Annotated in this window: 20 protein-coding genes; 15 read left to right on the forward strand and 5 right to left on the reverse strand. The window is 69.4% G+C overall.

Going from position 1 to position 23,361, the window contains the following annotated elements; all coding sequences use genetic code 11:
• Positions 1–185 precede the first annotated feature (185 nt).
• Genes FV560_RS06190 through FV560_RS06200 form a run of 3 tightly spaced genes read left to right on the forward strand, consistent with a single transcriptional unit; the run spans position 186 to position 2,376 of the window.
• Positions 186–1,322 (forward strand): LLM class flavin-dependent oxidoreductase, encoded by a 1,137-nt coding sequence (locus FV560_RS06190; RefSeq protein WP_159620868.1) that lies wholly within the window; start codon positions 186–188, stop codon positions 1,320–1,322.
• The gene (locus tag FV560_RS06195; protein WP_159620576.1) at positions 1,319–1,816 is read left to right on the forward strand and encodes a MarR family winged helix-turn-helix transcriptional regulator; all 498 of its coding nucleotides are present in this window, start codon (positions 1,319–1,321) and stop codon (positions 1,814–1,816) included. Before FV560_RS06190 ends, FV560_RS06195 begins: the two co-directional genes overlap by 4 nt.
• Positions 1,813–2,376, forward strand: coding sequence for a CE1759 family FMN reductase (locus tag FV560_RS06200; protein ID WP_159620578.1), 564 nt, complete (start codon positions 1,813–1,815; stop codon positions 2,374–2,376). The genes FV560_RS06195 and FV560_RS06200 overlap by 4 nt, the downstream gene beginning before the upstream one ends.
• Positions 2,377–2,455: 79 nt before the next feature.
• Here the strand turns inward: FV560_RS06200 and FV560_RS06205 are convergent, their stop codons facing one another.
• On the reverse strand, positions 2,456–2,917 hold the full coding sequence (locus FV560_RS06205; protein ID WP_159620580.1) for a Dps family protein: 462 nt from the start codon (positions 2,915–2,917) through the stop codon (positions 2,456–2,458).
• Between the two features lie 330 nt (positions 2,918–3,247).
• Between FV560_RS06205 and leuS the strand changes: the two genes are divergently transcribed.
• Positions 3,248–5,740, forward strand: coding sequence for a leucine--tRNA ligase (gene leuS / locus FV560_RS06210; RefSeq protein WP_159620582.1), 2,493 nt, complete (start codon positions 3,248–3,250; stop codon positions 5,738–5,740).
• Positions 5,741–5,850: 110 nt separating this feature from the next.
• Here leuS and FV560_RS06215 read toward each other — a convergent pair whose 3' ends face one another.
• The gene (locus FV560_RS06215) at positions 5,851–7,617 is read right to left on the reverse strand and encodes a helicase HerA-like domain-containing protein (protein ID WP_159620584.1); all 1,767 of its coding nucleotides are present in this window, start codon (positions 7,615–7,617) and stop codon (positions 5,851–5,853) included.
• A 146-nt stretch (positions 7,618–7,763) separates the two neighbouring features.
• Here FV560_RS06215 and FV560_RS06220 point away from each other — a divergent pair, with 146 nt between their 5' ends.
• From FV560_RS06220 to FV560_RS06235, 4 genes are all read left to right on the forward strand, one after another.
• Positions 7,764–8,555: a helix-hairpin-helix domain-containing protein gene (locus FV560_RS06220; protein ID WP_159620586.1), complete on the forward strand. Its 792-nt coding sequence runs from the start codon at positions 7,764–7,766 to the stop codon at positions 8,553–8,555.
• Complete coding sequence (locus FV560_RS06225) at positions 8,552–9,991, forward strand: ComEC/Rec2 family competence protein (protein WP_159620588.1); 1,440 nt, start codon at positions 8,552–8,554, stop codon at positions 9,989–9,991. The genes FV560_RS06220 and FV560_RS06225 overlap by 4 nt, the downstream gene beginning before the upstream one ends.
• Before the next feature lie 44 nt (positions 9,992–10,035).
• Positions 10,036–11,040, forward strand: coding sequence for a DNA polymerase III subunit delta (gene holA, locus FV560_RS06230; protein ID WP_159620590.1), 1,005 nt, complete (start codon positions 10,036–10,038; stop codon positions 11,038–11,040).
• Between the two features lie 240 nt (positions 11,041–11,280).
• Complete coding sequence (locus tag FV560_RS06235; protein ID WP_159620592.1) at positions 11,281–12,399, forward strand: glycosyltransferase family 4 protein; 1,119 nt, start codon at positions 11,281–11,283, stop codon at positions 12,397–12,399.
• Between the two features lie 186 nt (positions 12,400–12,585).
• Here the strand turns inward: FV560_RS06235 and rpsT are convergent, their stop codons facing one another.
• Both rpsT and FV560_RS06245 read right to left on the reverse strand, forming a co-directional pair.
• Positions 12,586–12,846, reverse strand: a complete 261-nt coding sequence (rpsT, locus tag FV560_RS06240) for a 30S ribosomal protein S20 (protein WP_159620594.1) — start codon at positions 12,844–12,846, stop codon at positions 12,586–12,588.
• Between the two features lie 179 nt (positions 12,847–13,025).
• Positions 13,026–13,595 (reverse strand): type II toxin-antitoxin system PemK/MazF family toxin, encoded by a 570-nt coding sequence (locus tag FV560_RS06245; protein WP_200837553.1) that lies wholly within the window; start codon positions 13,593–13,595, stop codon positions 13,026–13,028.
• Positions 13,596–13,683: 88 nt separating this feature from the next.
• On the opposite strand from FV560_RS06245, the gene FV560_RS06250 reads away from it, so the two are divergent.
• Genes FV560_RS06250 through FV560_RS06260 form a run of 3 tightly spaced genes read left to right on the forward strand, consistent with a single transcriptional unit; the run spans position 13,684 to position 17,092 of the window.
• Positions 13,684–15,327, forward strand: coding sequence for a circularly permuted type 2 ATP-grasp protein (locus FV560_RS06250; RefSeq protein WP_159620598.1), 1,644 nt, complete (start codon positions 13,684–13,686; stop codon positions 15,325–15,327).
• Positions 15,321–16,253: an alpha-E domain-containing protein gene (locus tag FV560_RS06255; protein ID WP_159620600.1), complete on the forward strand. Its 933-nt coding sequence runs from the start codon at positions 15,321–15,323 to the stop codon at positions 16,251–16,253. Before FV560_RS06250 ends, FV560_RS06255 begins: the two co-directional genes overlap by 7 nt.
• Positions 16,250–17,092, forward strand: coding sequence for a transglutaminase family protein (locus tag FV560_RS06260; protein WP_159620602.1), 843 nt, complete (start codon positions 16,250–16,252; stop codon positions 17,090–17,092). The genes FV560_RS06255 and FV560_RS06260 overlap by 4 nt, the downstream gene beginning before the upstream one ends.
• Positions 17,093–17,129: 37 nt before the next feature.
• Here FV560_RS06260 and FV560_RS06265 read toward each other — a convergent pair whose 3' ends face one another.
• The gene (locus FV560_RS06265; protein ID WP_159620604.1) at positions 17,130–17,786 is read right to left on the reverse strand and encodes a hypothetical protein; all 657 of its coding nucleotides are present in this window, start codon (positions 17,784–17,786) and stop codon (positions 17,130–17,132) included.
• Positions 17,787–17,868: 82 nt separating this feature from the next.
• On the opposite strand from FV560_RS06265, the gene lepA reads away from it, so the two are divergent.
• The 4 genes from lepA (at position 17,869) to FV560_RS06285 (ending at position 23,306) form a co-directional block, all read left to right on the forward strand.
• Positions 17,869–19,734: a translation elongation factor 4 gene (gene lepA, locus FV560_RS06270; RefSeq protein WP_159620606.1), complete on the forward strand. Its 1,866-nt coding sequence runs from the start codon at positions 17,869–17,871 to the stop codon at positions 19,732–19,734.
• Between the two features lie 4 nt (positions 19,735–19,738).
• Positions 19,739–21,073, forward strand: a complete 1,335-nt coding sequence (hemW, locus tag FV560_RS06275; protein WP_159620608.1) for a radical SAM family heme chaperone HemW — start codon at positions 19,739–19,741, stop codon at positions 21,071–21,073.
• 206 nt (positions 21,074–21,279) lie between these two features.
• Positions 21,280–22,263, forward strand: coding sequence for a DUF2189 domain-containing protein (locus tag FV560_RS06280; RefSeq protein WP_159620610.1), 984 nt, complete (start codon positions 21,280–21,282; stop codon positions 22,261–22,263).
• A gap of 89 nt (positions 22,264–22,352) precedes the next feature.
• Positions 22,353–23,306, forward strand: a complete 954-nt coding sequence (locus FV560_RS06285; RefSeq protein WP_159620612.1) for a hypothetical protein — start codon at positions 22,353–22,355, stop codon at positions 23,304–23,306.
• The last annotated feature ends 55 nt before the right edge of the window (positions 23,307–23,361 follow it).

Here is a 23,361-nt window from a genome sequence, read left to right on the forward strand (position 1 = left end):
CAGAGTCGCCGCAGACTCCGGCGACCTCACCCGTCGCGATCCACGAGATCGATGACATCGCGGTCACCCTTGTTCTCGTCGTCTGGGAATACCTGCGCACCCACTGTGTTGACCCTCTCAGAAGTTCATGCAAATGCATGAAACTACCGGCCGTGAGAACCACGGGAGCAGACGAGAGGCAGACCATGCAGTTCGGCATCTTCACCGTCGGGGACGTCACCACCGACCCCACGACAGGTCGCACACCCACCGAGCACGAGCGCATCAAGGCGATCCTGACGATTGCCAAGCATGCCGAGGACGTCGGCCTCGACGTGTTCGCGACCGGTGAGCACCACAACCCGCCGTTCATCCCCAGCTCACCGACCACGCTGCTCGGTTACGTGGCCGCGCAGACCGAGCGCATCATCCTGTCGACCTCGACCACCCTCATCACCACGAACGACCCGGTGAAGATCGCCGAGGACTATGCGTTCCTTCAGCACGTCGCGCAGGGCCGGGTGGACCTCATGCTCGGGCGTGGCAACCACGGCCCCGTGTACCCGTGGTTCGGACAGGACCCACGCCAGGGTCTGCCGCTGACGATCGAGAACTACCAGCTGCTGCGCAAGCTGTGGGATGAGGAGCAGGTCGACTGGGAGGGCCGCTTCCGTAGCCCGCTGCAGGGATTTACGGCCACCCCGCGTCCACTGGACGGCGTCGCCCCCTTCGTCTGGCACGGATCGATCCGTACGCCGCAAGTGGCCGAACTGGCTGCCTTCTACGGCGACGGCTTCTTCGCCAACCACATCTTCTGGCCGAAGGAGCACTTCCAGCAGCTGATCGGGTTGTACCGGCAGCGGTTCGAGCACCACGGCCACGGCAGTGCCGACCAGGCGATCGTGGGACTCGGCGGCCAGGTGTTCATGCGCAAGAACTCCCAGGACGCCGTCAACGAGTTCCGGCCATACTTCGACAACGCGCCGGTCTACGGGCACGGGCCGAGCCTGGAGGAGTTCACCGAGGCGACCCCGCTGACCGTGGGCAGCCCGCAGGAAGTGATCGACAAGACGCTCACCTTCACCGAGAGCTTCGGTCACTACCAGCGTCAGCTGTTCCTGATGGACCACGCGGGTTTGCCGCTGAAGACCGTGCTGGAGCAGCTCGACCTGCTCGGCGGCGAGGTGGTGCCGGTGCTGCGCAAGGAGCTCGCGATGAACCGCCCCGCTCACGTGCCGGACGGGCCCACCCATGCCGCCCGCGTGGAGGCCAACGGAGGACCGGTCGACCTCACGCCGAAGTTCGCTGTGGACCCGATGTCCGGGAGTGCGATCCCGCGATGAGTGCGCGGACCGCAGCCCCCGCGTGGGAGGCACTCTTCCGGGCTCAGGTGCACCTGATGCGTCACTTCGAGGAGGCCAAGGACTTCGCGCCGCTCACATCCCGCGAGTACGACGTGCTGTTCACACTCGCCCGGTGCGGGGGAGCGGCCCGGATGCGCGACCTGGTTCCGCACCTGCTGATGAGCCAGCCGAGTCTGTCGCGCATGGTGGATCGCCTCGCGTCTGACGGTGTTCTGGAACGCCGGATCGCCGACGGCGACGGCCGGGGTGTGATTGTTGCGCTCACCGACCGTGGGGCTGAACTGCAGCGGCGCGTCGGACGGCGGCACGTGCGTTCCATCAGCTCCCGGCTGGACGCCGTGCTCACCGAGGATGAGCAGGTCGAGCTGCGACGGTTGTGCGCGAAGCTGCAGGACCCCGAGACCGGCCCTGACGATGCCCGGCACGCAGGCGAGACCAGGCGTGCAGGATCACAGAAGGAGGAAGAACGATGACTGAGTCCGAGACCCTGTCCGTGGTCGCGGTCAACGGCGGGGTGGGATTCCCCTCCACCACCCGTGCGCTGACGGACGCGCTGGTGCGGGAGGTCGCCGCCAGCGCGAACGTGACCACACGGACCGTCGACGTGCGGGACGTGGCCACCGACATCGCGGACGCCACCGTGATCGGTCTGCCCTCAGGTGCGCTGGATGAGGCGTTGCGTGCAGTGGAGCAGGCGGACCTGGTGATCGCAGGCACTCCGGTGTTCCGCGGCACGTACGCCGGTCTGTTCAAGGGGTTCTGGGACCTGGTGGAACCGACGTCGATGCGCGGTAAGCCGGTGGTGCTCGCCGCGACCGGTGGCAGCACCCGCCACCAGCTGATGATCGACCAGGCGATGCGGCCACTGTTCGCCTATTTCGGTGCCCTGGTGGTGCCCACGGCCGTGTACGCCGCCAAGGACGACTTCGCCGTCGCCGGCGCGCCGGGTGTGGAGCTGGCGGCTCGCGTCGAGCGGGCGGGCCGTGAGGCGGCCCGACTCGCGCAGGCGGTCGCGGTCGGCCAGCGCGCGTAGGCCCCGGCGCCTGAGGCACGACCGCCCGGACTGCATGTTGCGGCCCGGGCGGTGCTGCGAAGGTTGCTCGGTGCGGACCTCAGCCCTCCGCTGAGCGGAACATCCAGGCGTGCTTCTCCAGGCCCGTGGCCACCCCGATCAGCAGGTCCTGGCTGAGGAGGTCCACCTCCAGGTCCGCCAGCCCGGACTTGATCCGCTCACTGGTGGCCTGGAGCCGGTCATCGAAGATCTTGATCACCTTGTCGGTGCCGATCTGCCCGGCGTCCACAGCAGGCACGTGCGAGGAGTCAGCGATGGTCGCGGCACGGCCGTCCGGTGCGGTGCCGAGGGTAGCCAGGCGCTCGGCGACCTCGTCGGACCATCCCCGCAGGTCCGCGATCACCTCGTCGAGCTGGAGGTGGATGGACCGGAAGTGGGGGCCATGCAGGTTCCAATGCGCCTGCTTGCCCTGCAGGGCGAGGTCGATCAGGTCGACAAGGGCGGCTTGCAGTCGATCGATGACGACGTCCGGTGCCTTCGGGCGGGTGGCGTGTGTGCTCACGTGTGTCCTTCCCTTCGGTCGGAACCCGTCGCGGTCTCGCCGCGACGAGAGGTCTCCCTCGTCTTCATGCTAGGTCGGCCGGCCGCAGTCCGCGCGGGGAGCCGCACGATTGGCAGTGATGACCCCGGCGGGCGCTGGCTGTACTGACAACTGGCCCGTGAGGTGCGCAGCCGTCCACCGGCGCAGGGGCGCTACCATGGGCGTATGCAGTTGGTCCTGCTCCTTATCGAGCCGCGTCGGTAGATCACACACCGTCGCGGCTGCCCCTCTGTGAGAGGGGCTTTTTTGTGCCGATGCCACAGGGCAGGACTCACCCGGGAGACGAGGCGAATGAGCACCGAGCAGATCGAGACCACCTACGACGCGCACGCCATGGAGGCGAAGTGGTTGCCGGTGTGGGAGGAGCTCCAGCCCTTCCGTGCCGACGACGAGGCGGTGCGCACCGGCGAGAAGCAGAAGCGGTACGCCCTCACGATGTTCCCGTACCCGAGCGGGGACCTGCATATGGGGCACGCCGAGGTGACAGCCCTGCACGACGTCATCGCCCGGTACTGGTGGCTGCGCGGGTTCGAGGTGATGAACCCGATGGGTTGGGACTCCTTCGGCCTGCCGGCCGAGAATGCCGCGATCCGCAATGATGAGCACCCGGCCACCTACACCTACGGCAATATCGACACCCAGGCGGCCTCGTTCAAGAAGTTCGGCATCAGTTTCGACTGGTCCCGACGGTTGCACACCTCCGACCCGGAGTACTACCGGTGGACGCAGTGGCTGTTTCTGAAGTTCGCCGAGCGCGGGCTGGCCTATCAGAAGTACTCGCCGGTCAACTGGTGCCCGAACGACCAGACCGTGCTGGCCAACGAACAGGTCGTGGACGGGCGGTGTGAGCGGTGCGGTGCCGAGGTGACCAAGCGTGAGCTGAACCAGTGGTACTTCAAGATCACCGACTACGCCCAGGAACTGCTCGACGACCTGGACGGCCTGGCATCGACCTGGCCGGATCGCGTGGTCACCGCACAGCGGAACTGGATCGGACGCTCCGAGGGCGCCCACGTCGATTTCACGCTGCACCTGGCGGACCGATCCGACCGGGTCGTGACTGTCTACACCACCCGCCCGGACACCCTTTACGGCGCCACCTTCATGGTCGTCGCCGCCGACGCCGGGCTGGCCGCCGAGATCGTCGCTCCCGAGCGACGTGAGGCCTTCGAGGCGTATCTGGCGCAGACCCGCAAGGCCTCCGACATCGACCGCATGTCCACCGAGCGACCCAAGACCGGTGTGGACCTGGGCGTCACCGCGACGAACCCGGTCAGCGGGGAGCAGGTGCCGGTGTGGGCCTCCGACTACGTGCTGGCCGACTACGGCACCGGGGCGATCATGGCGGTACCCGCGCACGACCAGCGCGACCTCGACTTCGCCCGCGCCATGGGACTGCCGGTGCGCCGGGTGATCGACACCGGTGAGGAGAACCCGGAGACCTCCGGTGTGGCCACCACCGGTGACGGTTCCTACGTCAGCTCGGGAGTGCTGGACGGGCTCACCGACAAGCAGGCCGGGATCGCCACGATCGTCGATCGACTGGAGTCCGAGGGCACCGGCACCCGCGCCGTGAACTTCCGGCTGCGCGACTGGCTGCTGAGCCGGCAGCGCTACTGGGGCTGCCCGATCCCGATCATCCACTGTGAGTCGTGCGGTGCGGTTCCGGTGCCGGAGGACCAGCTCCCGGTGACGCTGCCGGACATGCGCGGTGCCGACCTGAAGCCGAAAGGCGTCTCCCCGTTGGCGACGGCCACCGACTGGGTGAACGTCGACTGCCCGCGCTGTGGTGCTGCGGCGAAGCGCGACACCGACACCATGGACACCTTCGTCGACTCGTCCTGGTACTTCCTGCGCTACTGCTCACCGAACGATGGCACCCAGGTGTTCGATCCCGAGCTGACGAATGCCTGGATGCCTGCAGACATCTACGTCGGCGGTGTCGAGCACGCCGTGCTGCATCTGCTGTATGCCCGGTTCTTCGCCAAGGTGCTGGCCGATATGGGCCTGCTGGAGGTGCGCGAGCCCTTCGCCGCGCAGCTGAACCAGGGCGTGGTGATCAACGAGGGCAAGAAGATGAGCAAATCCCTGGGCAACGGCGTGAGCCTGGGGGAGCAGCTGGCAGAGTTCGGCGTCGACGCGGTGCGCCTGACGTTGGTATTCGCCGGCCCGCCGGAGGACGACATCGACTGGGCGGACATGTCCCCGGCCGGGTCGCTACGGTTCCTGCAGCGGGCGTGGCGCCTGGCGGGAGACGTGACCTCCGCCGTCGGGACCCCCGCGGACCAGGGCGATACCGCCCTGCGGAAGGTGACTCACAGGACCCTGCACGAGGCGGCGGGCCTGATCGAGTCGCACCGGTTCAACGTGGTAGTGGCTCGCACGATGGAGCTGGTCAACGCCACCCGCAAAGCCATCGACTCCGGTTGTGGCGGGGCCGATCCGGCCGTGCGGGAAGCCGTGGAGGCGGTGGCCATCCTGCTCTCGCTGGTCGCCCCGTACACGGCCGAGGACATGTGGGAGCGGCTGGGCCACGCCCCGACCGTGGCACGCGCCGGCTGGCCTGAGGTGGACGAGTCGCTGCTCGTGGAGGATGTCGTCACCTGCGTGGTCCAGGTCAAGGGCAAAGTGCGTGGGCGACTCGAGGTCTCCCCGGACATCTCCGAGGCCGACCTGCAGGCCGCCGCGCTCGCCGACCCAGGCGTGCAGCGCGCCTTGAACGGTGCCCAGGTGCGCAAGGTGATCGTGCGCGCACCCAAGCTTGTCAACATCGTCCCGGCATGATCTGAGGCGCGTGCCCCGAGGGCGCCGCGAACGCTGAGTTGTTCGGCATCGAGCGACTGAACGCCGAACAACTCAGCGCTCGTCCCTGCTGGGGCAGCGAGCAGTGGCTCTCAGCGGCGCCGCCGCGTGCCGAAGAGCGACCGGGTGACCTCGCGCGCCAAGGTGGTGCCCGCGGTTCGTAGCACGGAGGTCAGCACCGACCGTCCCGCCCGGGCCGTCTCCTGCGCCCGGCGTTCCTCGGCCTTGCGGGCCGCCTCGGCCTCCTTGCGGAGCCGGGCCTCCATCTCCTCGAGTTCCTCAGCCCGTGCGGCCGCCTGCGCTGCCTCCTGGGCCGCCACGTCCTCGGCCGCGATCCGGGCGGCCAGCATCTCGAAAGCCGACTCCCGGTCGACGGCGGTGCCATAGCGCGCCGAACCCGCGGAGGCGGTGACGATCTGCTCGATCTGCGCCTCGGGAGCCGGATCCATCGCGGCCCGCGGCGCCCGCAGGCGCGTCCACGCCACGGGCGTCGGTGCCCCGTCCTCGCCAAGCGCGGTGACGACCGCCTCGCCCGTGCCCAGGCTCGTGAGGAGCTCCTCCAGGTCGTACTCGCTCGTGGGGTAGGTGCGCACGGAGGCCCGTAGATCCTTGGCGTCGTTCGGGGTGTGCGCCCGCAGTGCGTGCTGGACCCGGCTGCCGAGCTGGGCGAGCACCTCGTCGGGCACATCGGTGGGGGTCTGGGTCACGAAGAAGATGCCCACCCCCTTGGACCGGATCAGCCGCACCGTCTGGATCACCTGGTCGGTGAACGCGTCCGAGGCGCCCTTGAACAGCAGGTGTGCCTCGTCGAAGAAGAACACGAGTTTCGGCTTCTCCGGGTCGCCGACTTCGGGTAACCCACCGAACAGGTCGGCGAGCAACCACATCAGGAAGGTGGAGAAGACGGCCGGGCGATCCTGGAGGTCGGGCAGCTCCAACGCGGAAATGACGCCGCGCCCGTCCGCAGCAGAACGCAGCAGGTCTGCGGTGTCGAACGCCGGCTCGCCGAAGAACACGTCAGCGCCCTGGGCTTCCAGGGCGGAGAGCTCGCGCAGGATCACCCCGGCCGTGGAGGTGGCGATGCCGCCGATGTCCTTGAGCTCGTCCTTGCCTTCGTCGCTGGTGAGGTAGGAGACCACCGACCGCAGGTCCTTGAGGTCGAGCAACGCCAGGCCTTGGCTGTCGGCCCAGTGCACGATCAGGGTCAGGGCGGACTCCTGCGTCTCGTTCAGGTCCAGCACTTTGGCCAGCAGTAGCGGACCGAAGTCGGTGATGGTCGTCCGGATCGGGACCCCGTGGCCGACGCCGCCGAGGCTGTAGAACTCCACCGGATAGCCGGCGGGCGTCCAGTCCTGCCCGATGCTGGTGGTGCGTTCGAGGAGCCGGTCGCCGGCCTCGCCGGGGACGGCCAGTCCGGACAGGTCGCCCTTGATGTCGGTGACGAAGACGGGGACACCGGCCTCGCTGAGCCCCTCGGCCATCAGCTGCAGGGTGCGGGTCTTGCCCGTACCGGTGGCGCCGGCGACCAGGCCGTGCCGGTTGAGCGAACGCAGAGGGATCCCGATCGGAACGCCCGCCAGGGCTTCGTCGTTCTCGACGAGCGCTCCCAGTGGCAGCCACGGGACCTCTGGCCTGTACCCGGCGGCGATGCTCGCCGCGTGCTCCGACACCTCCGATGGTTCGGAAGGCTCTGACGTCGCCGCCGCGCGATCGGCGGGAGTCCTCGCCTGATCTCGAGCGGCCGCCTCAGCCGCTTCGAGTGCCGCCCTGGCAGCCTCAGCCCGTGCCTGGGCCGCCTCGGCCTCGGCCTGCGCTGCGGCGGCTCGCAAGGCTGCCAGGTCCGCGGTGTTCTCGCTCATGACGGTCAGCCTAGAAGAAGCTGCTCGTCCGCGAGCCCCCGACGGCGGAGCTGACGTGTCCACAGCCCCTGCGGTTCGGAGGTGGCATCCACAACCCCCTCGTCCTGGCCGGCCCGCGTAGGTCCCTTCCGGTTAGCGTCGCCGCCGTGGAAGCACGTGAGCCCCGCGAGCGCCTGCGGCGTGCGGTGGTGGCTGCCTACGGCGCGGCGCCGGCGGACCTGCAGGGTGGAATCGAGTTCGAGGACGTTCCCGGCGTCGCTGTCGAGGGGCGGCGCAGCGACCGGCGAAGTGACCGGCGACAGAGACGGGCCGCCGGTGCCGCCACGGAGATGCCAGTCACCATGGCCGCGCGCGTGGCGATCATCGTGCTCGTCGTGGCACTGGTCGTCGTAGTGGTGCTGATGGCACGCACGATGGGCCCAGAACCGGTTGCCGTGCCCCTTCCCTCCCCGGAGCCCGCAGCGGATGAGCCCTCGACTGACGCCGGAGATGACAGCGACGGAAGCGCCGCAGCGGTGGTGGTCGTGCATGTCGCCGGTGCCGTCGTGGAGCCGGGTGTCGTGACCGTGCCGGAGGGCACACGAGTGGCTGATGTGATCGAGGCCGCCGGAGGGGCGGTCCCGGACGCGGATCTGGATGCCGTCAACCTCGCGGCCCCGGTCGAGGATGGGCAGCAGGTGTATCTGCCCCACGAAGGCGAGGCTGCCCGGCCGGCGCCCGGAACTGGCGCCGCGGAGGGTTCGGAGCCGCTGGTCGACCTGAACAGCGCCGATGCGCCGACGCTGGAGCAATTGACGGGTATCGGCCCAGCGCTCGCATCCGAGATTGTCGCGTGGCGTACTGAGCATGGCCCCTTCGAGAGCGTCGAGGACCTGCTCCAGGTGTCCGGGATCGGCCCGGCCACGCTGGAGCGGTTGCGGGACGAGGCGGTCCTATGACGTCGCAACCGGTGGGGGCGCGGCGAGATTGGCGACTCGTTCCCGGCGGGTGCCTGGTGTGGGCCGGGTGCGGTGCCGGCGTGGGTCTACCGGGCACCGCGGTGTGGCTGGTCGTGCTCTCGCTCCTGGTCGTGGCGCTGGGCCTGCTGCGGTGTCTGCGCCGGGATCTCTACCGGCACGACGGTCATCGCCCCCGGGATCGCCGGCGATCCCGGGGGCGCCACCGCCGGGTACCGGTGCGCTCAGTGCACGCCACGGCCGTGCTGAGCGTGTTGCTCGCCGCAGCCGTCCTGGCGACGGTGGCGCCACGGGTCGAGCAGCGCGCGGAGCAGGTCCGGGCACTGGACGGTGTGACCGAGACCGTCCGGTTACGACTGACCGGTGACCCGGTGGAGCTGACTCAGGGGACGGGTGTACGGATCGAGGCGACGCTGCTTGGAGTCGGGACGCATCCCGGCACTGCGTTGCCCGTGCTGGTTCTCGCCGACGACCGTTGGAGCGAGGCCGCCACCGGTGCCATGGTGCGGGTGAACGCTCGCCTGTCCGCGACAGACCCGGGAGACAGCCGGGCGATGCTGGTGATGCCCGAAGGACCCGGCGCCCGGGACCCGCCGCAGGGGTGGCGGGCGATCGTGGCCGACCTTCGTGCCGGGCTGGTCAGCGCCAGCGCGCCATTGCCACCGGCCTCCCGTGGGCTCGTCCCGGGGATCGCGGTCGGAGACGACCGGGCCATGCCGCCGGCCTTGCAGGAGGCGATGCGCCGCACGAGCCTGACCCATCTGACCGCAGTGTCGGGGGCTCATGTCGCACTCGTCCTGGGACTCGTGCTCACGCTCCTGTGGTGGGCACCGCGGAACCTCCAGGCGGTCGTCGGCGGCCTGGTCCTGGTGGCGTTCGTGGCGCTCGTGCACCCGGACGGCAGCGTGCTGCGGTCGGCTGTGATGGGTGGAGTGCTGTTGCTGGGTCTGTGGCTTCGGCGGCCGCGCGCCGCGCTACCGGCGTTGGCGAGCGCTGTGGTCCTGCTCCTCGGCGTGGACCCCTGGATGGCACGTTCCTACGGTTTCGCCCTGTCCGTCCTGGCGACCGGTGGGCTGCTCGTCGGCAGCCGAGCGCTGGCAGCGTGGCTGGGCCGGTGGCTGCCGGCTCCACTCGCGATGGGTCTGGCCGTTCCCGTTGCCGCGCAGATCGCCTGCACCCCGGTGCTGCTGCTCCTGGAACCGGCGATCCCGCTCTATGCGGTCCCCGCGAATCTCATGGCGGCACCGGTGGTGGCCCCGGCGACCATCCTCGGTCTGGCGGTGGCGCTGCTCGGGCCAGTAGCCCCCGCAGCTACTGACCTGCTTGTCCACGCCGCCTCGTGGTGCACCGCGTGGATCGCCGCAGTCGCTCATGGCTGGGCAGGCCTGCCCGGTGCATCACTGCCCGTGCTGCCCTAGCGCCTCGATTCGGCGTTGTCACCGCGTGGTGGCAGGCTGTACCTGTGCCTCCAGCTCGTCGCTCCCGCCCCGCCGCCGGACCCTCCTGGCGGGACGTGCCGCTCGCGCCGGTGGTGCTCGTCCGGGGCGGTGAAGGACTCCTCGTCGACCGCACCGTCGCACGCCTGACCGCGCTGGTGCGAGAGCACGACCCGGAGGCCGAGGTGACGGTGCTGGAAGCCGGTGCCTACGAACGTGGCCAGCTCGAGGTGCTGACGAGCCCGTCGCTGTTCGGCGAGCACCGGCACCTGATCGTCGAGGGCACCGAGTCCGCCTCGGACGCCTTCATCGAGGACGCACTGGCCCACGTCGCCGCGGCCGGCTCCACGATCGAGGACGTCACCCTGGTGATCCGGCACGAGAAGGGCACTCGGGGAAAGAAGCTCCTGGACACGATCGGCAAGGCCGGATATCCCGTCGTGACCTGCGACCAGATCAAGCGAGACGGGGAGAAGGCCGACTTCGCTGCCGCCGAGTTCAGCGCCGCGGGCCGCCGGGCCACCTCCGCGGCGGTGCAGGCCCTGGTCGAGGCGCTCGGCTCCGATCTGCGAGAGCTGGCCGCCGGGTGCTCCCAGCTGATCTCCGACACCACCGGCACGATCACCCCGGATGTGGTCGAGCGCTACTACGGCGGACGCGTGGAGGCGACCGGCTTCCGGGTGGCCGACGCCGCAGTGGCCGGTGAGCAGACGCAGGCGATCACGCTGCTTCGCCATGCCCTCGAAACCGGGGTGGACCCGGTCCCGTTGGTGGCCGTCCTCGCCATGAAACTGCGGACTCTTGCGAAGGTGGCCGCCACCCGCGGGCGCGGGTCGGCCGCTGATCTCGGCTTGCCGCCATGGCAGGTCGACCGTGCCCGCCGAGAACTGCGGGGGTGGACGCCCGAAGGACTGGCCCGTGCGATCACCGCCGTTGCGGATGCGGACGCGCAGGTGAAGGGGGAGTCGCGAGACGCTCGCTACGCCGTCGAGCGTGCCGTGCTCATCGTCGCCTCAGCCCGCGAGGGCTGAGGCTGCGCACGGAGCGGTCGCCAACGGCGCAGCCGCGAACCAGGGAACCCGCGAACCCGGGAACTCACTGATCGCATCTTCCGGGTCTGGAGAGGGGCATCCCCGATACCGCACGGCCGGCGCGGCCGCTGAACTGGATCGTATGTCTTCGCGCCGTCGGTCCACGACAACGATCAAGGTTCACCCGGGCGTCGGATGCCCGCTGCGCTGTGTTCACATGTTCACGACAGGCTGAAAGCCGTGCGAGTCGCTGTCGTGACCGAGTCCTTCCTTCCCAGTCTCAATGGCGTGACCACGTCAGTGCTCCGGGTGCTCGACCATCTGGCCGAGCAGGGGCACCAGGCGATCGTGGTCTGTCCGGGACCAGCACCGCGGGAGTACGCCGGCTTCCCGGTCTTCCCGGTGCCGGCCCTCGACTATCGCGGGTTCCGCGCCGGGGTGCCCAGCAGGCGCCTGACCCGCGCCGTCCTCGAGTTCGGCCCGGACGTGCTGCATGCCGCGGCACCGTTCGGGATCGGTGCCCAGGCGCTGGCATTGGCCCGGCGGCACGGGATCGGGTCGGTCGCGATCTTTCAGACCGATGTCGCCCGCTACACCCGCTCCTACGGCCTGTCCCTGACCCATCATGCAGCGTGGCGGTGGATTCGCCGCGTGCACTCCTCCGCCGACCTCACCCTCGCCCCGTCCCGGGCCTCCCTGGACGATCTCGCGGCCGTGGGTGTGGAACGCACGGACTGGTGGGGCCGGGGCGTGGACTCGGTGCTCTACCACCCGAATCGCCGCACGAGCGAGGCAGGGCGGGCGCTGCGCGAGCGGTTGGCGCCACAGGGTCAGACTCTGGTCGGCTACGTCGGCCGGCTCGCCCCGGAGAAGAACGTCACCGAGCTGGCGCCGCTGGCACGCATGCACGGCGCGCGGCTCGTCGTGGTCGGCGACGGCCCCGATCGCGGGGTGCTCGAACGCGAGCTGTCCGGTACCGACGCCGTGATGCTCGGACGCCTGGAGGGGGAGGAGCTGGCAACCGCCTATGCAGCTCTCGATGTCTTCACGCACACCGGCACCTCGGAGACCTTCGGGCAGACACTGCAAGAGGCCATGGCCTCCGGCCTACCAGTGGTGGCGCCGGCCGCCGGAGGACCCATCGATCTTGTCGCCGCGGGCGAGTCCGGGTTCCTGGTGCCGCCGCACGATCAGGCGGCCCTCGTCGGTGCCGTGGGTGCGTTGGTCCGCGATCCCGGGATGCGGGCCCGCATGGGTGAGGCCGGCCGTCGGGCGATCCTGCCGCGCAGCTGGCGCGCCCTGTGTGCTCAGCTGGTCGAGCACTATGAGCACGTGGCCGAGCCGGTCACGATCCGCTGACTGCTCAGGATTCGCCGACGGGTGAGGGCAGCCTGCCTGCCGGACTCTCACGACCTTCTTTCACGACGACGGCGCCGCACCCCCGGCAGGGGAGCGGCGCCGTCATGCAGGGCCGTGGGTGAACCACTTCGCTCAGGCGCTCTCGCCCAGGCGGTCGTTCTCAGCCCGTCGTTCAGAGGGTGTACCTCACAGGGAGGCGACCTGCTGAGCCAGGGCCGACTTGCGGTTGGAGGCCTGGTTCTTGTGGATGACGCCCTTGCTGACGGCCTTGTCCAGCTTGCGGGTGGCCGTGCGCAGAGCGGTCTCGGCCGACTCCTTGTCGCCGGAAGCGATCGCCTCGCGCACCCTGCGCACCTGCGTCTTCAGTTCGGACTTGTAGGCCTTGTTGCGCAAGCGGGCCTTCTCGTTGGTGCGGATCCGCTTGATCTGGGACTTGATGTTTGCCACGTTTTGACTCTCTCGTGTGTTCGCTGGCGCGAAACTCTCATTGACGTCGTAGAGGGCGTCCCATGACCTGGGACCGGGGCGTGGGGATGCCCTGTGCGTGGTCGATGGGCGGCTGCCGCGCGCAGACCGGGTGGCCTAGCGGTGGCGCCAGCCGCCCAGTCTAGCAGCCCGTGGACCCATCAAGCGCCGCGACGGTACGCACGTAGCGCCGCCATCACGTCGGCAAAGCGGGACCGATCGAGGGCGGCGCCCTCGCGCCGCACCGCATCCTCGGCGAGCCACAGCACGCGGTCGAGCCGGGCCTCGGACGGACGACGCTGGGAGTCCCAGCCGCCGCTTCCCACGTCGACCCAGTACCGCCCCCACCGAGCCTCCTGCTCGGCGTCGCGGTCGTGGTCCTTCGACGTCAGCTGCAGGCCGATCAGACCCCCGTCATGTTCGGCGATGATCAGAACCGGGCGGTCCTTTCCCTGGTTCGGGTCGTCCTCGTAGGGCACCCACGCCCAGACCACCTCACCGGGATCAGCCTCACCATCGGCGCGAGGATCGTAGATCAGCTCGGGCAGGCGACCGGAGTACTCACGCACACCGTCCTGGCGGGCAACCTGCTCGGGTGTGCCCTCTGCGGGCGCCGTCGGCACGGGCCGGCCATGCTGAGACGACGAGGACCGTCCCTTGCGGGACTGGGTACGCAGGACGTCCACGGCGACCCCGGCCGCGGCGCGGACAAACCGGCTCAGCACGCTCATGACGCACCACGGTAGCGGGTACTCAGTCCCCGGCGCGCCGGTACCGTTCGACACGCGTCGGACACATCGGGGCAGTAGCGTCGAGGCCATGGCAGACCTCTTCGACGGCTACCCCGAGGGTGTGGCCTGGGACGAGATGATCGAGCCCGGCCACACCGTGCGGGCGCCCTACCAGCATGTGCACCGAACCATGGGGCGCCTCAACGCCGACGAGTTGCGGGTGAGAGCAGACGCCCTCGCACGCTCGTACCTGGCGCAGGGGGTCACCTTCGACGTCGGCGGGGAGGAACGCCCGTTCCCGCTCGACTCGGTGCCCCGCGTCATCGACGCCGATGAGTGGGGCGTCCTGGCACCGGGAATCGCCCAGCGGGTGCGCGCGCTGGAGGCGCTGCTCGCCGACGCCTACGGTCCGCAGCAGGCGATCGCCGACGGCGTGCTTCCCCGCTCCTTGGTGGTCTCCTCGGCCCACTTCGCCCGTGCCGCCCGCGGGATCGAGCCGCCGAACGGCGTCCGGGTGCACGTCGGCGGCATCGACGTCATCCGTGACAGTGCCGGTGGATGGCGGGTGCTCGAGGACAATGTGCGCGTCCCCAGCGGCGTGAGTTACGTGCTGTCCAACCGCCGTGCCATGGCCCAGTCCTTTCCCGAACTCTTTGCCCGGATGCGTATCCGCCCCGTAGCCGACTACCCGCGCAGGCTGCTCCAGGCATTGCACGCTGCCGCGCCGAGCGGAGTGGACGAGCCGGTCGTCGTGGTGCTCACCCCCGGGGTGTACAACTCGGCCTATTTCGAGCACTCCCTGCTCGCCCGGCTGATGGGAGTGGAGCTGGTCGAAGGGCGCGACCTGTTCTGTGCCGGTGGCAAGGTGTACATGCGCACCACCGAGGGCCGCCGCCGAGTGGACGTCATCTACCGCCGTGTCGACGACGACTTCATCGACCCCGTGGTCTTCCGGCCCGACTCCCTGCTCGGCTGCCCCGGGCTGCTGAGCGCCGCGCGAGCCGGCTCGGTGACCATCGCCAACGCCGTGGGCAACGGGGTGGCCGATGACAAGCTCACCTACACCTACCTGCCCGACCTCATCCGCTATTACCTGGGTGAGGAGCCGCTGCTGAACAATGTGGACACCTGGCGCCTCGAGGAGCCGGAGTCGCTGAACGAGGTACTCGACCGGCTCGACGAACTCGTGGTCAAGCCCGTGGACGGCTCCGGCGGCAAGGGAATCATCATCGGTCCGGCCGCCTCCCGTGAGGAGCTCGACCTCGCTCGGGCGCACCTGCGGGCCGATCCACGTGGATGGATCGCCCAGCCCGTCGTTCAGCTCTCCACGGTGCCCACCCTCGCCGGGGATGCGCTCCGGCCCCGCCATGTGGACCTGCGTCCGTTCGCGGTCAACGACGGTGACGACGTCTGGGTGCTGCCCGGCGGACTCACCCGGGTGGCACTCGCCGAGGGGCAGTTGGTGGTCAACTCCTCGCAGGGCGGCGGGTCCAAGGACACCTGGGTGCTCGGTGAGATGCGTCGCGGTGCCAGGCCACCCCTCACCACCGAGGGTGGACCCCCAGCGCCCTCGTCGGCCGACGGCGACACCCCGGCCGGAGTGCAGCAGGATGCCAACCCCACGGACACCGAGATGCGGGAGCAGAACCAGCAACAGCAGCAGACGCCGAGCTCGGGTGAGCCACCCGAACCGCCGACCCGGCGCTTCCCCGCCTGGAGGTCGTCATGCTGAGCCGGATCGCCGAGTCACTGTTCTGGATCGGGCGCTACGTCGAGCGGGCCGACGACACGGCCCGCATCCTGGACGCGCACCTGCAGTATCTGCTCGAGGACCCCTACCTGGAGGAGGAGGCGGCGTGCCGGGCACTGCTCGCGGTCATGGGGGCCACGCCACCATCGGAGGAGACCGAGGCGACGCGCACCACAGTGCTGGACGTCCTCGCCTACGACCGCCATGCTCCGGGCTCGATCGCGGGAGCGCTCGCCGCCTCCCGCGAGAACGCCCGGCGCGCGCGGGAGGTTCTCTCCTCGGAGCTGTGGGAGTGCCTCAACACCACCTGGAATGCGCTGCCCTCCCGGATCCGTTCCTCCAGCCCGCACGAGTACTTCGCCTGGGTACGTGAGCGCGCGGCCATCGTCGGCGGCATCACCGACGCCGCCACCCGCCGGGACGAGACGCTGCAGTTCCTCCTGCTCGGGCGCAGTATCGAGCGCGCGGACATGACCGCCCGGCTCGTCACCAGCCGTACCCTCGCTGGCGGTGCCGGCCCCGGCTGGATGACACTGCTGCGTTCGTGCGGTGCACACGAGGCCTTCCTGCGTACCTATCGGGGCCGTGACTCGGAGACCCTCGCTGCTGAGTTCCTGCTGCTCGACCGGCTGTTCCCGCGTTCGGTGCTGTTCTCACTCGAACAGGCTGAACGGTGCCTGACCAGACTCGCGCCCATCGACGGGCGTGGCCTGCGTGAGGAGGATGCACGCAAGGTGCTCGGGCGGGTGCGTTCCCGCCTGGAGTACCAGCCGTTGCTGAGCCTGCTGAGCTCGCTCACCGAGGAGATGGTGGCCGTACAGGAGGGGTGCTCGGATGCCAGCGATGCGATCCGGCTGCGCTACTTCCCCTCCGGTGTGGCCGATGACTGGATCGGAGACCGACTGTGAGCCGCCTGCACATCGTCCACCGGACCACCTTCGAGTACGTGCGGACCGTCACCGCCTCCTACAACGAGGTGCGTATGCGCCCGGCCACGCTGCCCGGCCAGGTCGTGCTCGAAGCCAGTGTGCAGGCCACTCCGTCGACGTATTCCTCCGAGTACCGCGACTACTGGGGCTCGTCGGTCACGGCGTTCGAGATGCTCGGCGCACACGACCGGCTGGAGGTGGTGGCCGAGTCCCGCGTCGAGGTCTCGGCCCCGGTGCGTTCGTCCAGCCCAACCGGATGGAGCACCTTGCGCTCGCCGGAGGTGCAGGACCGGATGAGCGAGTATCTCGCCGTCACCCCCACGACCGAACCAGCCCGCGACCTCGTGCAGTTGGCACGCTCGGCCGCCGGCGACCTTGAGCCCGCCGACGCCGCGATCGCCGTCGCCACGGCGGTGCGGGAACTGATGGAGTACGTCCCCGGAGTCACCGGCGTGCATACCCGGGCAGCGGAGGCGTGGGCGGCGCGCAAGGGCGTCTGCCAGGATCTGGCGCACCTGGTGGCAGGGGCGCTGCGGCGCCTGGGCATCCCGACCCGGTACGTCTCCGGCTATCTGCACCCGCAGACCTCCACCGCGCAGATCGGGGAGCCGGTCACGGGTGAGTCGCACGCCTGGGTGGAGTACTGGTGCGGGGAGTGGGTGGGCTTCGATCCGACGAACCTCATCAGTGTGGCCGAGCACCACGTGATGGTCGGGCGCGGCCGGGAGTACCCGGACGTGACCCCGATCCGTGGCGTGTATGCGGGCGGTGGCCGATCCACCCAGGAGGTGGAGGTGACGATGATCCAGGAGGCCTGAAGGCCGTGCGTCACCCTCTGAGGTCTCAGGTTCCGCCTCAGGCAGTCAGCAGCACCAGGGCGAGGATGATCGCCAGCAGGGAGGCGAGCGGGATCGCGAGCAGAGTCCCCACGAGCGCCAGTGCACTCAGCCGCAGGTCGTCCTTCAGGTAGGGCGCACGCACCGGTCCGCCGGCCGCGACCAGGAGCGCACGTTGTGCCTTCTCCACGCGTGTGAGGGCGTACCCCGCCAGACCCAGCCTGCCCGAGCCCAGGAACCGGCCGACGAACCGGCCCGCTCCACGGCGCTGACCATATCCGGCCGGCAGTTGGCTCTCGGTGAACGCGTCGAGCACCACCCGCACGTCCTCGGCTCCGGGCTGTCCACGCATCTCCTCTTCCACCCGGTCGGCCAGATCGTCCGGGCTGAGGAGCTCCGTGGTGACCACGGGTCCGGTGGAGGACGCACTCAGGCGCAACCACCGCCGTCGGCGGATCGCGAACGTGACCACAGGTGCCGCGAACAGCACGGCCACGGCCAGGACGACGATCTCTCCCACGCCGAGGGAGGGTGCGGTGAGGACGTTCACCACGGCCAGCACCAGGGCAACGCCGGATGCGAGCGAGGCGAGCGTGACCAGTACCAGCGTGGGCAGCCGCATCACCCGCCCCACACCGCGTGCAAGGGCATCGATGGACTCCGGTACCGCGCTCACCCCACCATCATTGCGCATGCCGCGTGTGGGACGATGAACGGCAGAGTCTCCCACCCCCGACCCGATCGAGGTAGAACCACACGTGCCCATCGTGACGCCGGCTGCCGCCGCACAGATCACGCCCAGCGCCACCGCGCCGGAGCTGCTGCGCAACTTCTGCATCATCGCGCACATCGACCACGGCAAGTCCACGCTCGCCGACCGGATGTTGCAGCTGACCGGTGTGGTGACCGACCGCGCGATGCGGGCGCAGTACCTGGACCGGATGGACATCGAACGCGAGCGCGGCATCACCATCAAGTCCCAGGCTGTGCGGATGCCGTGGCAGGTCGGTGAGCAGGCGTACGCGCTCAACATGATCGACACCCCCGGGCACGTCGACTTCTCCTACGAGGTCTCCCGCTCCCTGGCCGCCTGCGAAGGCGCGATCCTGCTGGTCGATGCGGCCCAGGGGATCGAGGCTCAGACGCTGGCGAACCTCTATCTGGCCTTGGAGAACGACCTCGCGATCATCCCGGTGCTGAACAAGATCGACCTGCCCGCGGCGCAACCGGAGCGCTTCGCGGAGGAACTCGCCTCGCTCATCGGCGGCGAGCCGGAGGACTGCCTCAGGGTCTCGGGCAAGACGGGCGACGGTGTGACTGAGCTTTTGGACACCATCGTGGAGCAGATCCCGGCTCCGGTCGGCGACGCGGACGCACCGGCACGGGCGATGATCTTCGACTCGGTCTATGACACCTACCGGGGTGTGGTCACGTACGTGCGGGTGATCGATGGTCAGCTCTCCCCGCGGGAGAAGATCGTCATGATGAGCACGCGCGCCACCCACGAACTGCTCGAGATCGGCGCCTCCGTACCCGAGCCGCAGGCCACGAAGGGACTCGGCGTGGGGGAGGTGGGTTACCTCATCACCGGTGTGAAGGACGTGCGCCAGTCCAAGGTCGGTGACACCGTGACCAATGCGGCCAAGCCGGCCGAGCACGCGCTCGGCGGGTACCAGGAGCCGCAGCCGATGGTTTACTCCGGGCTGTACCCGATCGACGGTTCCGACTACCCGGTGCTGCGGGATGCCCTGGACAAGTTCAAGCTCAACGACGCCGCGCTGGTGTACGAGCCGGAGACCTCGGTGGCGCTCGGGTTCGGCTTCCGGGTGGGCTACCTGGGTCTGCTGCACGTGGAGATCGTGCGCGAGCGGCTGGAACGCGAGTACAACCTCGACCTCATCTCCACTGCACCCAGCGTGATCTACGACGTCACGATGGAGGACGGCACTGAGCACGTGGTCACCAACCCGAGCGAGTTCCCGGCGGGCAAGATCTCCTCGGTGCGTGAACCGATCGTCAAGGCCACGATCCTCACGCCGAGTGAGTTCGTGGGCGCCGTCATGGAACTCGCGCAGAACCGTCGCGGGCAGATGGACGGGATGGACTACCTGTCCGAGTCCCGCGTGGAGCTGCGCTACACGCTGCCGCTGGCCGAGATCATCTTCGACTTCTTCGACCAGCTCAAATCCCGCACCCGCGGGTACGCCTCCTTCGACTACGACGTCGCCGGGGATCAGGAGGCGAACCTGGTGAAGGTGGACATCCTCCTGCAGGGCGAGCAGGTGGACGCGTTCTCGGCGATCGTGCACCGGGACAAGGCCTACTCCTACGGCGTGATGATGACCGCCAAGCTCAAGGAGCTCATCCCCCGGCAGCAGTTCGAGGTTCCGATCCAGGCCGCTGTCGGATCCCGCATCATCGCCCGCGAGACCGTGCGTGCGATTCGTAAGGACGTGCTCGCCAAGTGCTACGGCGGTGACATCTCCCGTAAGCGCAAGCTGCTCGAGAAGCAGAAGGAGGGGAAGAAGCGGATGAAGTCCATCGGCCGGGTGGATGTTCCGCAGGAGGCCTTCATCGCTGCGCTCTCCTCCGATGGTGCGGGGGGCAAGGAATCGAAGAAGTGAGCCGATGACGGCGTCCCCTCGCCCGGGTGTTCCGGCACCAGGTGGCGTGCCGCTCACCCTGGGCGCCCCGCCGACGGCGACCCCCGGCGTGGCCGTGGACGGATTCCTCCCGCAGCACCCGCCGCGGGAGGAAGGTCGGCGCGTGGGCCCGCATGACGGCCCGCACGAGAGCCCATACCGCGCGGGCTCCGGTGCCGAGTACGGTCCCGACTTCGGGGTCTACCTACACGTGCCGTTCTGCACGGTGCGGTGCGGCTACTGCGACTTCAACACCTACACCGCGGCCGAGCTCGGCTCGGGCGCGAACCGGTCGGACTACGCTGCCACCGCCGTCGGGGAGATCGCCCTGGCCGACGAGGCGCTCCGGTCCGCCGGGATGGCGCGGCGTGAGGTACGCACGGTATTCGTCGGTGGCGGCACGCCGACGTTGCTGCCGGCGGCGGACCTGGCGGCCATGCTGGACGCTGTCGATGACACCTGGGGACTGGCCGCCGATGCCGAGGTGACGACGGAGGCGAACCCGGACTCGGTGGATGCCGCGGACCTGGCGGCACTGGCGGCGGCCGGCTTCACCCGGGTGTCCTTCGGGATGCAGTCCGCCGTACCGGAGGTGCTGGCCACGCTGGAGCGCACACACGATCCGGAGCGCATTCCTGCCGTGGTGGGTTGGGCGCGGGATGCGGGGCTGTCGGTCAGTCTCGACCTCATCTACGGCGCGCCGGGGGAGACGTTGGCGCAGTGGCAACGGTCTCTGGAGGCGGTGCTCGCACTCTCACCCGACCACGTCTCGGCGTACGCGCTGGTGGTCGAGCAGGGGACCAAGATGGCCGCCCAGGTGCGCCGTGGCGAGTTGCCGATGCCCGATCCGGACGATGAGGCCGACAAGTACGAGCTCGCCGCGACAATGCTCGCCGACGCCGGCTACGACTGGTACGAGATCTCCAACTTCGCCCGGACGCCGGCCGACCGGTGTCGGCACAACATCGCCTATTGGCGCTCGGACGACTGGTGGGGCATCGGACCCGGGGCGCACTCGCACGTAGCGGGCCAGCGCTGGTGGAATGTCAAGCATCCGCGCCCCTACGCCGCGGCCGTCGCAGCCGGGAACCTGCCTGTCGACGGATCTGAGGTGCTCAGCGGAGAGGACCGGGAGACCGAGCGGATCCTGCTGGGCATCCGGCTCGCGGACGGACTCGACGTCGGTGCGACGCTCGCGGACCGGTTGCCGCAGCTGGTCGAGGAGGGGCTGCTGGAGGCTGCACCGGCGCAACGGGGCCGGGCCGTGCTGACGTTGCGGGGGCGCCTGCTGGCGGACACGGTGGTGCGGCGCCTGACCTGAGGGGTGCCCGGCCGGCGGTGGCTACAGACCCGGGGGCCGGCACCCTCCCCATGCTTCGTGGCCAGCCACGGAACAGCGGGAGACGCCCTGGTGCGCGCTCGGCGATCCGACACGACCATGGACTGTCGATAGTCACGAGCGGGCGGGAACCGATAGCGTGTGGTCGCCGTCACCGTGGCGGCTGTACCTGAAGGACTTGGGGAGAGATGAGCCAGCAACCACCGGAGCAGGGGCCGCAGGATCCCGCGCAGCAGCCGAACAGCGGGCAGCCGTACGGTCAGCCACAGCAGCCAGGGACCCCGCCGCCTCCGCCAGGTCAGCCGTCCTACGGGGCCGCCGTCCCGCCGCCGAGCGGCTACCCCTCACCGGAGCAGGGCGGTTTCCAGCCCCCTGCCGCGCCCGGCCCCGGTCCGGACGGGCAGTACGGTGCGCCTGGACCTGGTTATGGCGGCCCGCCGCAGGCGCCGGGGGTGAACCCGACTGGATACGGCTCGTACGGCCAGCCGGCTCCGGCTCAATTCGACTTCGGTGGCGCGTTTGGATACGCCTGGAAGACCGTGATCCGGAACCCGGTGGTGTGGATCCTGGGCATGGTCCTGGTGGCCATCGTGGTGATCCTGGTGGGTCTGCTGAACCCGAGTGCGCTGGCAGTGTTCGACGCGGCCAACGGCAGTTTCAATGTGGCCACCAGTCAGTCGTTCACCGCGATGGGCTTCGTTTCGGCCATCGTGTCCGCTCTGGTGATGGGCTTGGTCCAGGCTCTGGCGCAGAACGCTGCGCTGCGCGAGACAGCGGGCAACAAGCCGAGTTTCGGTGACGTGTTCCAGATCCCGAACATGCAGAACGCCCTGATCTGGGCCGTGGTGTGGGGCGCCGCCAACGCGATCCTGCAGATGGTTCCCGGTGTGGGTCCGCTGCTGGCCCTTGTCGCCTCGATCTTCGTGCTGTTCACGATGTCGAGCATCATCGACCGCGGCATCTCCTGGGTGGACGGGATCAAGACCTCGGTGCAACTGGTCCAGCAGAACCTCGGCCCGACCCTGCTACTGGTCCTGCTGTTCATCGTGCTAGCAGCAGCCTCGGTGATCACGTGCGGGCTCGGTACCCTCATCGCCGCACCGATGGGAGCGGTGGCGACTGCCTACGCCTATCGCTCGTTCAGCGGTCAGCCGATAGCACCGAAGGCCTGAGCAACGTCCACCGCCATGTACGAAACCGCGGGTTCCTGACTCTGTGACCATGTCAGGTCCCGATCGCCGATCAGAAGCGAGAGTGAACGATGAGTGACCAACAACAGCCGGGGACTCCCGGCGAGCCCCACCAGCCGGACCAGCCGACGTACGGCCAGCCGGATCAGTCCGGCGCCACACCGGGGCAACCGCCCCAGGCGCCACCCCCGCCGCCCGGCGCCGGGACGCCTCCGCCGCCGCAGCAGCCCGGGTACGGTCAGCAGCCGGGAGGTGCGACGCCCCCGCCGCCGCAACAGCCTGGCTACGCTCAGCACCCCGGTCAGGCTCAGCCCGGCGGCGCCCCGCAGGGGCAGTACGCTCCGGTACCGACCGAGCCGCAGGCCACCGATGGTTTCAAGTGGGGCTGGGAAGCGTTCAAGGCCAACTGGAGCACGTTCGTCCTCGGTCAGCTCGCCTGGGCGGCGATCGTCGTCGTCGTCACCGTGATCTGGGTTGCGCTGCTCTCGGCCATCGGTGTCTTCGGCAGCGGGATCGGCGGCGAGGCGCAAGCCATGGCCTTCGCCTCCGCCGGCGTCTTCGGCACCATCCTGATGGTGCTCGTCGCCTTCGTCGTGGGGATCTTCGCCGCGGCCGGTGTGGCGAACGCGGCGCTGCGGACCGTCCGCGGTGAGAGCGTGAGCGTGGCGGACTTCTTCAAGATCCCGAACCCGGTCCAGGTGGGCCTGGTCGCCATCGCGCTGGGTCTGGCGTCATCGCTGCTGTCCTGGACCTTCGTCCTGCCGCTCGCCGTGCTGTTCTTCGGCGTGTACGCCGTGTACTTCGCCCTGGACAAGAAGCAGGGCGTGGTCGACGCGATCACCTCGTCGGTCAAGATGGCCCTGGCCACGCCGGCCCAGACGATCCTCGTGCTGCTGCTGGGAATGGTCGCGAACGCGATCGGTTCGCTGCTGTGCGGTGTCGGTACGTTGGTCTCTGCTCCCGTGGTGGTGCTGGCCGTCTCGTGGCTGTACCACCAGAACGTCGGCAGGGTACAGACCAGCTGATCTCCCTCGTAGATGTACGACGGCGGTTGGTGCTCAGCACCAACCGCCGTCGCTC

The organism is Ruania rhizosphaerae, assembly GCF_009805705.1.
Classification (GTDB): Bacteria; Actinomycetota; Actinomycetes; order Actinomycetales; family Beutenbergiaceae; genus Ruania; species Ruania rhizosphaerae.

What these genes read in the sequence shown, in the direction of transcription:
- FV560_RS06190 (WP_159620868.1), top strand. Translation starts at nt 186, where the DNA reads ATGCAGTTCGGCATCTTCACCGTCGGGGACGTCACCACCGACCCCACG.
- FV560_RS06195 (WP_159620576.1), top strand. Translation starts at nt 1,319, where the DNA reads ATGAGTGCGCGGACCGCAGCCCCCGCGTGGGAGGCACTCTTCCGGGCT.
- FV560_RS06200 (WP_159620578.1), top strand. Translation starts at nt 1,813, where the DNA reads ATGACTGAGTCCGAGACCCTGTCCGTGGTCGCGGTCAACGGCGGGGTG.
- leuS (WP_159620582.1), top strand. Translation starts at nt 3,248, where the DNA reads ATGAGCACCGAGCAGATCGAGACCACCTACGACGCGCACGCCATGGAG.
- FV560_RS06215 (WP_159620584.1), bottom strand. Translation starts at nt 7,617, where the DNA reads ATGAGCGAGAACACCGCGGACCTGGCAGCCTTGCGAGCCGCCGCAGCG.
- FV560_RS06225 (WP_159620588.1), top strand. Translation starts at nt 8,552, where the DNA reads ATGACGTCGCAACCGGTGGGGGCGCGGCGAGATTGGCGACTCGTTCCC.
- FV560_RS06245 (WP_200837553.1), bottom strand. Translation starts at nt 13,595, where the DNA reads ATGAGCGTGCTGAGCCGGTTTGTCCGCGCCGCGGCCGGGGTCGCCGTG.
- FV560_RS06250 (WP_159620598.1), top strand. Translation starts at nt 13,684, where the DNA reads ATGGCAGACCTCTTCGACGGCTACCCCGAGGGTGTGGCCTGGGACGAG.
- FV560_RS06255 (WP_159620600.1), top strand. Translation starts at nt 15,321, where the DNA reads ATGCTGAGCCGGATCGCCGAGTCACTGTTCTGGATCGGGCGCTACGTC.
- hemW (WP_159620608.1), top strand. Translation starts at nt 19,739, where the DNA reads ATGACGGCGTCCCCTCGCCCGGGTGTTCCGGCACCAGGTGGCGTGCCG.
- FV560_RS06280 (WP_159620610.1), top strand. Translation starts at nt 21,280, where the DNA reads ATGAGCCAGCAACCACCGGAGCAGGGGCCGCAGGATCCCGCGCAGCAG.
- FV560_RS06285 (WP_159620612.1), top strand. Translation starts at nt 22,353, where the DNA reads ATGAGTGACCAACAACAGCCGGGGACTCCCGGCGAGCCCCACCAGCCG.